We start from the raw sequence: 12,522 nt of genomic DNA on the forward strand, positions 1-12,522 counted from the left end.
CCTATTTTAAACTGTTATAGGGAAGATGAACATGCTGTCTCGTGTGGTACGACAAATTTTACAAGCAACGGTTTATGATGTTGCAATTGAAACACCTCTCGAAGCAGCTCCACGAATTAGTCAAAAATTAAATAATACAATTCGTTTTAAGCGTGAAGATTTACAACCGGTTTTTTCTTTTAAATTACGCGGTGCTTATAACCGTATTAGCCAATTACCCAAAGAACAACTTGAACGTGGCGTGATTTGCGCATCTGCCGGCAACCATGCACAAGGCGTAGCATTGTCTGGTCAACGTTTGGGTATTCCTGCAATTATTGTTATGCCAAGCACTACTCCTGATATTAAGGTTCAGGCAGTTAAGCGTTTAGGTGGGCAAGTTGTATTACATGGTGATAGCTTTGATATTGCAAATAAATACGCTCAGCAGCGTGCCGAAGCAGAAGGATTAGTTTTTATTCCTCCTTATGACGATGAATTGGTTATTGCTGGTCAAGGTACCATTGCAAATGAAATATTGCGTCAATGGCGCGATGTGGAATACGTCTTCGTTGCTGTAGGTGGTGGCGGTTTAATTGCGGGTGTAGCAGCTTACTTAGGTGAAGTTGCACCACATGTAAAAGTCATTGGTGTTGAATATGAAGAGTCTGCGTGTTTAAAAGCAGCGCTTGAAGCCAATGAACGTGTAATCTTGCCACATGTAGGTTTATTTGCAGATGGTACTGCTGTTGCACAAATTGGTGCTTTACCGTTTGATATTGTTCGTCTACGCAAGTCAGATAACTCTGGCCCAATTGTTGATCCTGACATTGTCACTGTTAATACAGATGAAATCTGTGCCGCAATTAAAGATACTTTTGATGAAAACCGTAGCATTGTTGAACCATCAGGTGCAATGGCCCTAGCCGGTATCAAAAAATATGTAGCGGAGCATAAAATTAGCGGTAAAAACATGGTATCGATTGTTTGCGGTGCCAACATGAACTTTGACCGCTTACGTTACATTGCAGAGCGTACTGAGCTCGGTGAACAACGTGAAGCAATTTACGCGGTGACACTTTCTGAAGAAAAAGGCGCATTTTTAGGTTTCTGCCGTGCTCTACAGGGCCGTAATATTACCGAGTTTAACTACCGTGCAAATAACACAGAAGAAGCACAAGTTTTTGTGGGTATTAGCTTAAAAGGTGGTGACGCTGAACGTCATGAAATTTTAGAACAACTTAAACAGCAAAATTATGTTGTAGATGATTTATCTGATGATGAAGTTGCTAAATTGCATATTCGTTATTTAATTGGCGGTCATGCTAATCTAGATGATGAAAGATTGTTCCGCGTTGAATTCCCTGAACGTCCGGGTGCATTACTCACCTTCTTAACTCGTTTAGGTCCAACTCACAATATTACGCTGTTCCATTACCGTAACCATGGTGCTGCAGAAGGCCGTGTATTGGTTGGCTTACAAGCAACAGATGCCAAACAAAATCCAGATGGTTTAATTGAAACCCTAGAACAAATTAGCTATCCATACGCAGAAATTACTGACAATGTGGGCTATAAACGTTTCTTGAAATAATCTTTGTTTTATAAAAAAGCTGACAAATTTGTCGGCTTTTTTATTATTTGAGCCCAATATTTTCTATATTTACATTGCTTCTCTTTATCTCAAAGAAAATATCATTAAAAATAAAGCCCTAATTAAGTATAAAAGGTTATTTATGGCACAGTTCGCGGTCATCGGCTTGGGAAGTTTTGGAGCAACAGTTGCTCAAGAACTCACAAAATTAAATCATGATGTTATTGGCATTGATACAGTCAAAAAGAATGTTGAAAATCTTGCCGATGTTTTAACTCATGCTGTCATTGCTGATGCTACTGATGAACATGTACTGGATGAATTAAACATTCAAAATTGTGATGCGGTTGTTGTTGCAATTGGTGAAGATATTGAGGCCAGTATTTTATGTGTGCTGAATTTAAAAAATCTTGGTATTGATAAAATTTGGGTAAAAGCAAAGACAAAGGCCCATCACACAATTTTGTCTCACCTCAATATCAATAAAATCATTCATCCCGAAGAAGACATGGGTGTACGTGTTGCGCAAGCACTTAATTATCCAATGGTAAGTCGTTACATGTCTTTAGATGATGATCACTATATTGTGAAAATCGATATTCCCGAGAAATTAAATGGCATTAATTTGTATGGGATTATGCAACAAGCACCGCAAGTTAAAACTTTACTTGTAAAACGACAGCAGCAAATTTTATTTGAAACTGAAGAGACTTTTACCCTACAAACGCATGATATTCTTATTTTAGAAGGTCATTTACAGCAACTTAAAAAGCTCTCTAATTGTTTCCTATAAAAACGAACCCAAAAATATGTCTCTTAAGCCTAAACCACATAAAACATTAAACCTAAGCCCACCTTCTCTTTTAGCGCTGGGTTTTCTAGGCTTTATTGTCTTTGGCACATTATTACTTAAACTTCCCATTGCCAATAACGGTCATGTCAGCTGGATGGATGCATTATTTACAGCAACGTCAGCAGTTACGATTACAGGTTTATCCGTTCTAAATATTCATGAATCTTTTACACTTTTTGGGCAAGTCATTATTTTATTGTTGATTCAATCAGGTGGTTTGGGCTTCATGACTTTTGCCATTTTGGCAGCACTAAGCCTTTCGCCTAAAATTGGTCTTAAACAGCAAATGATGGCTCAGGACAGCCTGGGTCAAACGAGCCTATCAAAAGTGACCTTCGTAGCTAAAGGAGTAGTGACTTATACTCTCTTATTTGAACTGATCGGCATAGTCATTCTCACCTGTGCATTTACACCCGCTTTTGGCTTCGCTCGTGGTTTGTATTATGCAATTTTTTATAGTATCTCTTCGTTTAATAATGCCGGTTTTTCATTATTTAATAATAGTTTAATGGGTTTTCAAAACAACTATGTGATCTGCCTTACGGTAAGTTTGCTTTATACAATAGGTGGACTTGGCTTTTTAGTTCTCATGGATATTAAACAAAATAAAAAATGGAAAAAACTTAGCCCAAATAGCAAACTGATCTTAACGACTATTGCCATTATTAATTTAGTGGCCTTTATTTTAATTTGGGCAATGGAAGCACAAAACCCTCATACGCTAGGAATGCTAAGCGTAGGTGATCAAGCTTTACATGCTTGGTTCCAAGCGACTGTTCCACGATCTTCAGGGTTTAACACCATTGACACAGGTGCAATGACTAATAGTAGTTCTTTGCTTATGATGCTACTTATGTTTATTGGCGGTGGTTCATTAAGTACTGCTGGCGGTATAAAAGTGGGTACTTTTGTTATATTAGTTTTAAGTGTTCTGTCCTTTTTAAGACGTACTGATGAAATCAGGGTTTTTAATCATTCTGTTTCTCACGAAACTACTTATAAGGCCTTAGCTGTTACTGCGATTACCAGCATACTCATATTTAGTGGGTTCTTTATACTTTTGCTTTTAGAACCAAAAGCCGACTTTATGAACTTACTATTTGAAGTCGTTTCAGCCGCCTGTACGGTAGGCCTTTCCCGCGGTATCACGCCAGATTTACATAACGGTAGCCTGTTTATATTAAGTTTACTTATGTTTGCTGGGAGACTTGGACCTTTAACACTGGCGTATTTAATTGCTACTCCTAAAAAGAGCCGTCTCAAGCATCCTCAGGCCAACATTCAAATTGGTTAATAAAAAAGCCGCTGTTAAAGCGGCATTTTTATGGGTTCGAACTTAGTACCAGTTCATGAGTGAAACACCCAAACCTGCATAAGTTGCACGGTGGTTATAGTCAATTAAGCTTTCACCATATCCATTAAATAGCTGGAAGTGACCACGTAACTTACCACTAATTGGGAATGCCCAGTCAAACTGAACAGCTCCATGAGAGTCATCTCCACCTTTTAAAGAGTGACGTAACATTAGGGAGAAGTCGTTATCTTTCCACTTATAAAAAGCGGTCAAATCGCCTCGTCCAATATAATCCTCAATATCGGGGTTGTTATCATCTTTGGCAGCTTCATTAATACGTATCCAAGGACGAAGCATTACAGCAAAATTGCCACGTTCTAAGCCGACATTAAAGATAACACGGTTCCAACTACGAGATAACGGATCTGAACGACCATTCGATTGGTGATTTAAAGTGACACCAAGCAAGCGACCATCTAAACCGAGTAACTCATAGTTTGTTCTAAACATTAAGCTAGCTTCAGGCTCATAATTTGTTTCACGGAAAGGACGAGATTCTTTAGAGTTAAAGGTCTGCCAACGTGAAGATTGAGTATAACCTACCCACAAATCACCATTGTTACCAAAAATATTTTCCCAAGCTTTAGTTTTCAAAGAAATTTGAAATTTAGTTTCGGTAGATTTCAAATCTTGAGCTTCTTTAACTGTGTTATTGGGATTTGGGCTAGTTGGAAATTCATTTTTATCGCTGGTCCAAAATACAGGTAGTAAATAGACAGGCTGATAAGCACGAATGTTCCAAACACCAAGTTTACTTTTTTCAGATAACTCCCAACGTTGATCTAATAAAGAAGTAGTAGGTTCAATTTTCGGAGCTTTCCCTATTACTTTAATATTACTAACCGTATCTACAACCTTCTCTTTAAAAGTTTCAGGCTGAACAGCAGGTTTATCAATTTTTTTAACAGGCTCTGGTACTGCGGCAGCTTGAACAGCGGGTAAAGCTGAGGGCTTAAATACAGAGTCATAACAAGCTAGGCGATCAGCATTTGAAGCGAGGGCAACACATGCATCTACGGTCGCAGGTTTTACAGGGGCTAAGGTGTCAGCATATGCCACCGACGCACATAAACAGCTAAGCAGGGTCCCCATACTTAGCTGTAAAGATGTGCGTTCAAATTGTCTGAACGCCATGTTCATCTCCAATTTTTATTTTAATTAACTTGTTTAATCGTAAAGCCCAGTTGTTGCAATTCATCACGTTTTGCAAAAGGTGCAACCACAGCTTTTACAGGTGTTTGTTCAATTAAATATTGACGTGCAACACGTTGTAAATCATCTAAAGTTACATGCAATAATCTTTCACGTAAGGTACGACGGAAAGTTGGAGTTCTTGCATGTAACAGTGCATAACACGCTGTAATTGCCTCACCTGCTGGTGAACCAGGTTTATCCATACTCGCCACCAAACCAAGAATTGCCTCTTCAAGCTGATGAGGTTGTTGCTCTGTATTTAACAACCATTGCACACTCGCTTCAAAGTCTTTAAACGTGTCAGCTAAACGAGGATCACGGTAACTAAAGAAACGGAATGAACATGCATTTCCATCATAGCTAGCACCACCACCATAAGCACCACCTTTTTCACGGATAGCGCTGTGCAAGAAACCATTACGCAAGTATGCTGCCAACACCATTAAAGGTGCCGCATCCGGATGAGACACTTCAACTGCTTGATATGCAGAGGCACAGAACTGAACATTGGCTTGAATTAACCAAGCTTCATGTTCATTATCATTTTCTTGCTCGACTTGGGTTAACTCAGCCGCTGCTGTATCAACGTTTAATTTATCCCAAACGTTTTGAATTTCTTCAACTAAACGCTCTGACTGATGCTCTTCACATACAAGCAAGAACTGTTTAGGCGCTTGCAATAGTTTGGTATGGATATGCTTCAATTCAGCAATCAGGGCATCATAAGCAGCATCGTCTTGAGTAATGTTAGTAACAAGCTCGCCTAACCAGTTCAACGCACCTAAACCTGTGTTTTGATAGTCACGTTGAGCCAATGCACTCATGTTACGAGAAGCGATCTGCATCGCGTAGCTATGACCAGCACCAGATAAACGAGACTGCCAGCGTGTCTTCCGTTGTTGCAACAACTCAATAATTCGCTCTTTTTCATCAAAGCGAAGTTGTTCAAATGCTAATTTCAATAAATGAATTGCATCAAACTTCTGCGTTAGAGATTTAGTCGTTAACGTTAACCAAGCGCTAATTTTGTCTTTATCATCAACTTTACTGCGTAATGAAGCGCCCATTCCTAAACCACCACTTACAGCTGTTTGTAAGTTTTGTAATTCAAGATAGTCATACTCACCTGCACCAACTTCACCCATTAAGATAGAGAGCAAATTAAAGTATGGCGATTTAACAACATCATCAGGAATCTGAATGAGAACTTGTTGATAGTAAATACCATTCGTTCCTGCATGATACAAATTCAACGGCGTATCCATTCGATTACAGATAATTTCGCGCAATTGACCTTGTACAATATGCAAGTCAGCTGGAACGTCTTCTAGGCCTACTTTTGGTAATAGCTCAAGATTATCTGGCGTATCTTGACGTTCTTGTAACGCTTTGGTTTTAGCAACGATCTCTGCTTTGTCTTCTTCAGTGAGCTTTTCACCAATCGCAGCTAAACGTGCTTTTTCAGCTTCTTGCTCTTTTACTGACTTAGTTGCATCAGGTACTAAAGTCATTTGTACGCGGTGCGGATTATCTAACAAATGTGTTTGAATTAAATTAGATAACCACATTGGGTCTTGAAGTTCTTCTTTGACCTGAGCAATAGCACTGTCAACATCCCAAATTTGAATCGGGTCGTTATGGTGAATAGCACCACTTAAACCATTTAAGATCAGGCTTAAGCCATATGGTGTGCCATCACCATTAATTTCACGTTGATGCAATTCGATTTGATGCAAAATTGCATCAACTAACGATGAGTCAATTGGTTTTGCAGCCACTTCACGTAAAACATTTAAAACACCATCTCTAAAGCTTTGTGCATGCTCTGGATTTGAACCTTGAACGCCGCAATAGAAGGTCATTTCAAAATTACTGTCGTCTACTCCCATTAAAGGACCAGTCGACTGAGCATAACCACAAGTTTCTAAATAATGACGTAGTGGTGAAGCAGAGTTTTCTAGTAAAACACCTTCGACCAAGCGCATACCTAGACGCAGTTTGATATCACTCGCTTGTGGTAACAACCAAGACAACACATGGTAAGTTTTGTCTTTTAACTCATCACCATCAACAGCATAGGTTTCAGTGACTTCAACAGGAGCTGTTAAACGTTTTTCTGGTTTTGAATATAAAGTTGTACCCGCAGTAAATTTATGTAGAGCTAGTTTTTCGAATTGCTCTTGTAACTCATACGCCGTTTGGTTACCGAAAGTCATAAATACCGCATTACTTGGATGGTAATGAGTTTTATAAAATTCGACTAACTGTTCATAGGTTAAATCAGGAATATCTTTTGGATCACCACCTGAGTTGTAGTGATATGTAGTTTCAGGGAATAGATGATGAGCCAACTGATGATAAAGCTGGTCAGACGGCGCACTCATCGCACCTTTCATTTCATTGAACACTACGCCTTTATATACAGGCTGACCGTTTTCAAGTTCAATACGGATTCCTTCTTGAGCAAAATCAAGAGGATTCAAATTTGCCGAGAAAGCTGCATCAAGATAAACAGAGAGTAAGTTTTGGAAATCTTTCTTATTTTGAGTTGCAAATGGATAGGCTGTCCAATCTGCTGCTGTAAACGCGTTCATAAATGTATTTAATGAACGGCGAATCATTAAAAAGAATGGGTCACGAACAGGAAACTTTTCAGAGCCACATAAAGCGGTATGCTCTAAAATATGTGCAGTTCCTTTAGAGTCCATAGGTTGTGTTCTGAACGCAACAAGAAATACATTTTCATCATAATCAGTTGCCAAGTGATAATGCACCGCACCTGTGACTTTATGCTTATATTCAGACACTAAAATATCTAATGCTTCAACATGGTGCTGACGTAGCAACTGAAACGCAGGGTGAACAGTTTGAGAAATGGTTTCAGTGACATCTACAGTCATGTGATCTCCTAACATATCGGATAAGTGAATAAGTCTCATTATAGCCTGAGTCGGCTTGAGATTGGCGAACAAAAGCCAAGTAAAATACTATGTTTTTGTTGAGTATTAGTTTTCATGGGCATAGCTTTGATATCAAGCACATAGCTAGCTTAGTTGTATCCTACCAGAACAAAACCTTTTAATACTATCTATATGCTACACGACAAATAAAAAAGCTCACCAAAATGATGAGCTTTTTAGACTTTTTCAATTAAAAACGATAGCGAAGTGCGACTTGAGCATTTAAAGGGTCACCCATCATATTTGAATCATTTGCTCCACTATGGCCGGAAACAAAATAATCGCGATCAAACAAGTTATTTAGGTTTAAGTTCACATCATAACGTTCACTTTGATAACCTAAAGCTGCATTTACAACCGCATACCCAGGTAAAACGTTTTTGTTATCTGGTGCACTAAAGCGCGATGATTCACCACGACCACCTACAGCCGCATACCAATGATCATTAATTTGATATTTTAACCACAGGTTAGCTGTGTTGTTTGGCGTAAGCGCTGAGTGATTACCCGTAAATCCAACAGTCGACTTTTCAATCTTACCATCCATATAAGAATAGCCAGCTAGCACTGACAACTGATCAGTCAACTGACCTGTTAATGAAAGTTCAACACCTTTTGTTTTTTGCTCGCCTGCCAATAGTGCTTGATTTGGATTAGCTGGATCTTGGTTTTGAATATTGGTTTGGCTCATTTCAAATAAAGCCAATGTCACATTCAATTGATCATTCACATCCCACTTTGCACCCGCCTCATAATTTTCAGTTTTTGTTGGTTTTAAATCAGCACTGTTTTGATAAAAAACAAATGAATCAGCCAAAGGCTGGAAAGAACGATTATAAGAAGTATAAAGTGAAAGATTATTTACTGGCTGATAGACCACCCCAATTCGTGGAGAATAAGTATTGTCAGTACGGTTTAAGTCTAAATTCGTACTCGTTTTATCATCACGATCTTGAGATAGATTGTCATAACGTAAACCAACTAAAACTTTAAGCTGATCTGTTACTGTCATTAAATCTTGCAGATACACACCATAGTTTTCAAAGGTATTACTATTGTTATTGCGTGCAACTGTTGTTCCGGTATTAATAGGTGCCCAGTAATCTAATTTAGGATTATATAAATCAGTAGTTGTCTTAGCACCTTGCCAAAGTATCTCATCTTTATGCTGTTTACTATATTCAGCACCAATTAAAGTATTGTGCTTTAAGAAACCTGTATTAAATAAAGCGCTCAACTCTTGTTGAACATATACACCATCTTCATTACGCAGGCGTTTATTTTGAGTCAAAGTAATTTTTGTCTTATCAGCAGGATGCGTATCAACACTATATTGACGATCTAATGAGTAGTTATAGTGGCGAACTGCACCATGATATTTGAGTTGATCATTAAACTCATGATCCAAGCTGATAGTCTGGCTTGAGATTTCAGTATCGACATCCCCAACTTCTTTACCGTTTAATGCACCATAAAAAGTTTTAGGATTTGTCTTAACTGGTTTACCTGTAATTGGATCTGTCGGGAAACCTTGATCAGCTAGACGATCATCGTGCAAGTAGTCGGCCTGAAGTAAAAGTTTGGTTTTATCAGTAATATCCCACTGTACAGATGGAGCCACCGCCTGTCGTTTTAAAAATGCCTGATCGCGATAACCATCTGAGTCTTCAACTGCACCAGTTAAACGAACTTTAACATTCTCGGCTACTTTTTCATTTACATCGACTTCTGCACGACGTTGCCCTGTAGTACTGCCAATCAGGCTCACTTCACGTAAGGATTGATCCATTGGTTTTTTATTAATCTTGTTAACTAAACCGCCCGCCGAACCGCGTCCATATAATACAGAAGCAGGTCCTTTTAGTACCTCAACTCGTTCAACATTCGACATATCACGAAAATACAAAGCATCATCGCGAATACCATCTACATAATTATCTGTGATTGCAGAGAAACCGCGAATCATGACCTGATCACGTTGCCCATCCCCCACACTAAAGCTCAAACCAGCAACGTTTTGCAAAGCACCTTGCATAGAAGTCACTGTCTGCTCTCTTAGAATTTGTTTCGGTACAACATTTACAATTTGAGGAACATCTTTTAATTGCATAAGTCCTTTAGTGGCACTTGATGCTTGTCCTACCTCTTGTTTTAAACTGTTTTCCTTCTCAGCTTTTACTGAAATCGTTGGAAGGTTGGTTACAGCCTGTGAGTCTGTCTCTGCGGCATATACATGGCCTGTTATAACCCCAACTGATGAAATAAATAAAATAGAACGTTTCATGTAAGTTCGCTATGAATAATTTCAGGCGAAGTTTCAATGAAATACTATACATTTGTAAATATTATCAATAATCATTATTAATTGATAATATTTATTAAAAAGAATATTTCGATTGCTTAGGCAAACAATAAAACTCTACTAACTGCTGAATTACCTGAATTTTATTCAATAAACTACAGCAAATGTGAGCAATGGTGTAAAATTATCAGTCTGATTTTTTATTCTGTGACAACACATATGGCAACTGTAGATCTTTTTGCAATTGGTAATGCATTAATCGACCAAGAATTTAAAGTGTCTGATGATTTTCTTAGTCAGCAAGGCTTACAAAAAGGCACCATGCAGTTGTCTGACGGTAAAACACAATCTGCCCTTTATGAAAAATTAAAGCAAACTCAAGACTACAAAGGCCAAGCAAGTGGTGGTTCTGCTGCAAATACAACTGTAGCTTTTAGTGCATTAGGTGGAACTGCTTTTTATGGTTGCCGCGTTGGCAACGATGATTTGGGTTCAATTTATCTGCAAGGTCTAAATGATGCAGGCATTCAGACTACGCCAAAGTCCATCAGTGAAGGTGTAACAGGCACCTGTATGGTACTTATTAGTCCAGATTCTGAGCGTACCATGCATACCTATTTAGGTATTACAGCTGAACTCTCTCAAGACCAAATCGATTTTGAGCCATTAAAAACAGCAAAATGGCTTTATATTGAAGGCTACCTTTCTACGAGTGAAACGGCACGTAAAGCGGTAAAACAAGCTCGAGAAATAGCTAAAGCTCACGGCGTTAAAATTGCGTTATCTTTATCAGACCCTGCAATGGTTCAATACGCACGTGAAGGCTTAGAAGAGCTTATGGATGATGGTGTAGATTTATTGTTCTGTAATGAACAAGAAGCTTTAATGTATACCAATACTTCTACTATTGAGGATGCACTCACTCAGTTGCGTTTTAAAAACCATACTGTTGTGATTACACAAAGTGCCAAAGGTGCTTTAGTTGCAAATTCAACCCAACATTTTCATGTGCCTGGCCGTCACGTAGAAGCTGTAGATACGAATGGCGCTGGTGATGCTTTTGCTGGTGCCTTCCTCTATGCATTAAATCATCATGAAGATTTAACTGCTGCGGCGCAGTTAGCCATCTTAATTTCTAGTGAAGTTGTGTCTCAATTTGGTCCTCGTTTAGCCATTAATGACTATGCTAAACTTCTCGAAAATTTTCAGAAGGAATGTGCTTGAAATGGAAAGGATCTGTATGACGGAAGAAGTTCCTGAGCGTGAAGCTAGAGCTTTTGACACTTTACAAGGAACGACTATTTTCATTACACAGCGTGATGGCTCATTCTATGCCTATCAGAATTTATGCCCGCATTTGCAAACCGAACTTGAGTATTTAGAAAATCAATTTCTAGACCAAGACAAAGAATATATTCAATGCTCTACTCACGGTGCTTTATTTAACGTGGAAACTGGCGAATGTATTTCAGGTCCTTGTTTAGGTGATTTTTTAAATAAAGTTGAGATTAAAGTACATTCAGATGGCGGTATTTATATCGTAGACTGAGATCATCAACATTAGAGTTTCTACCATGGCTGATTTCTTTTTTAATTATTATCTTATGCCATTTCATTTAAGTGTTGTGGCTTTGATATTGCTCAGTGTGGTAGAAACTATTGGTATGTATATCGGGTTACGGCCGAGTCAACTCCTAAAAAAAATTGCACCAGACTGGCTTACTAACTCACCTATACTTAATGTTAAGTTTTCTAAAGCTCTAATTTTTGTTTTTTTACTCATTAATTTCAGTTTTGCTGGTTACTTCTTACAGCTGTCTTTCTTTGCTATACAGCATTACTTTATCACTCCATTTTACTTAATCATCCCTGCACTGGTCATTGCAATCTTTTTTACCGTATTTATGATTCATTGTCTTGATCAAGTGATTAAACCAAAGCATACACATACCAATTACAATCTTTTAGGGCGACTAGCAACTATCTCTAGTGGCAGTGCCAGACCCGGTTTTTCAGCTCAAGCACGTGTACGTGATGAGTTCGGCCAACTACACTACGTGCAAGTTGAACCAGAATATGGCGAGCTAGAATTATATTCACAAGTCATTCTTATTAAAGTGCATAAAAGCCATTATGTTGCCAAAAAAATCTCCTTATCAAACGATCTTTTTGCACCCGATTAATTTTCCATAATTTTTGTCTTTTATCAGTTTAATAACTTTATTATTCCCTTCTATCTTTTTATTTTTTAATTAAAATTAATCCAACTCTTTTAGTTAGAAATAA

General features: G+C 38.3%; 9 protein-coding genes. 6 read left to right on the plus strand and 3 right to left on the minus strand.

Annotated features, from left to right (window positions below):
• Positions 1 to 25: 25 nt before the first annotated feature.
• From ilvA to J582_RS08750, 3 genes are all read left to right on the plus strand, one after another.
• Entirely contained in the window at positions 26 to 1,573 is a 1,548-nt protein-coding gene (gene ilvA / locus J582_RS08740; RefSeq protein ID WP_170318178.1) for a threonine ammonia-lyase, biosynthetic, read from the plus strand.
• A 142-nt stretch (positions 1,574 to 1,715) separates the two neighbouring features.
• On the plus strand, positions 1,716 to 2,366 hold the full coding sequence (locus J582_RS08745) for a potassium channel family protein (RefSeq protein ID WP_002050624.1): 651 nt from the start codon (positions 1,716 to 1,718) through the stop codon (positions 2,364 to 2,366).
• Between the two features lie 16 nt (positions 2,367 to 2,382).
• The gene (locus J582_RS08750) at positions 2,383 to 3,720 is read left to right on the plus strand and encodes a TrkH family potassium uptake protein (protein WP_032047766.1); all 1,338 of its coding nucleotides are present in this window, start codon (positions 2,383 to 2,385) and stop codon (positions 3,718 to 3,720) included.
• A 42-nt stretch (positions 3,721 to 3,762) separates the two neighbouring features.
• On the opposite strand, the gene J582_RS08755 is transcribed toward J582_RS08750, so the two are convergent.
• The 3 genes from J582_RS08755 to J582_RS08765 all read right to left on the minus strand — a co-directional run bounded on the left by J582_RS08755 (position 3,763) and on the right by J582_RS08765 (position 10,218).
• Positions 3,763 to 4,914 carry a phospholipase A gene (locus J582_RS08755; RefSeq protein ID WP_002050661.1) on the minus strand — a complete coding sequence of 384 codons (1,152 nt, stop codon included), beginning with the start codon at positions 4,912 to 4,914 and terminating at the stop codon, positions 3,763 to 3,765.
• 20 nt (positions 4,915 to 4,934) lie between these two features.
• Positions 4,935 to 7,874 (minus strand): insulinase family protein, encoded by a 2,940-nt coding sequence (locus J582_RS08760; protein WP_032047767.1) that lies wholly within the window; start codon positions 7,872 to 7,874, stop codon positions 4,935 to 4,937.
• A 250-nt stretch (positions 7,875 to 8,124) separates the two neighbouring features.
• Positions 8,125 to 10,218, minus strand: a complete 2,094-nt coding sequence (locus J582_RS08765) for a TonB-dependent receptor (RefSeq protein WP_032047769.1) — start codon at positions 10,216 to 10,218, stop codon at positions 8,125 to 8,127.
• 237 nt (positions 10,219 to 10,455) lie between these two features.
• Between J582_RS08765 and J582_RS08770 the strand changes: the two genes are divergently transcribed.
• The 3 genes from J582_RS08770 to J582_RS08780 are packed head-to-tail and all read left to right on the plus strand — an operon-like array spanning position 10,456 to position 12,419.
• Positions 10,456 to 11,460, plus strand: a complete 1,005-nt coding sequence (locus J582_RS08770; protein ID WP_031982726.1) for an adenosine kinase — start codon at positions 10,456 to 10,458, stop codon at positions 11,458 to 11,460.
• A 16-nt stretch (positions 11,461 to 11,476) separates the two neighbouring features.
• The gene (locus J582_RS08775) at positions 11,477 to 11,785 is read left to right on the plus strand and encodes a Rieske (2Fe-2S) protein (RefSeq protein ID WP_002050689.1); all 309 of its coding nucleotides are present in this window, start codon (positions 11,477 to 11,479) and stop codon (positions 11,783 to 11,785) included.
• Positions 11,786 to 11,810: 25 nt separating this feature from the next.
• Positions 11,811 to 12,419 (plus strand): OB-fold-containig protein, encoded by a 609-nt coding sequence (locus J582_RS08780; RefSeq protein ID WP_002050666.1) that lies wholly within the window; start codon positions 11,811 to 11,813, stop codon positions 12,417 to 12,419.
• Positions 12,420 to 12,522 lie beyond the last annotated feature (103 nt).

The sequence above is a fragment of the Acinetobacter sp. 1566109 genome, assembly GCF_000582255.1.
Taxonomy (GTDB): Bacteria; Pseudomonadota; Gammaproteobacteria; order Pseudomonadales; family Moraxellaceae; genus Acinetobacter; species Acinetobacter nosocomialis.

What these genes read in the sequence shown, in the direction of transcription:
- ilvA (WP_170318178.1), top strand. Translation starts at nt 26, where the DNA reads ATGAACATGCTGTCTCGTGTGGTACGACAAATTTTACAAGCAACGGTT.
- J582_RS08745 (WP_002050624.1), top strand. Translation starts at nt 1,716, where the DNA reads ATGGCACAGTTCGCGGTCATCGGCTTGGGAAGTTTTGGAGCAACAGTT.
- J582_RS08750 (WP_032047766.1), top strand. Translation starts at nt 2,383, where the DNA reads ATGTCTCTTAAGCCTAAACCACATAAAACATTAAACCTAAGCCCACCT.
- J582_RS08755 (WP_002050661.1), bottom strand. Translation starts at nt 4,914, where the DNA reads ATGGCGTTCAGACAATTTGAACGCACATCTTTACAGCTAAGTATGGGG.
- J582_RS08760 (WP_032047767.1), bottom strand. Translation starts at nt 7,874, where the DNA reads ATGACTGTAGATGTCACTGAAACCATTTCTCAAACTGTTCACCCTGCG.
- J582_RS08765 (WP_032047769.1), bottom strand. Translation starts at nt 10,218, where the DNA reads ATGAAACGTTCTATTTTATTTATTTCATCAGTTGGGGTTATAACAGGC.
- J582_RS08770 (WP_031982726.1), top strand. Translation starts at nt 10,456, where the DNA reads ATGGCAACTGTAGATCTTTTTGCAATTGGTAATGCATTAATCGACCAA.
- J582_RS08775 (WP_002050689.1), top strand. Translation starts at nt 11,477, where the DNA reads ATGACGGAAGAAGTTCCTGAGCGTGAAGCTAGAGCTTTTGACACTTTA.
- J582_RS08780 (WP_002050666.1), top strand. Translation starts at nt 11,811, where the DNA reads ATGGCTGATTTCTTTTTTAATTATTATCTTATGCCATTTCATTTAAGT.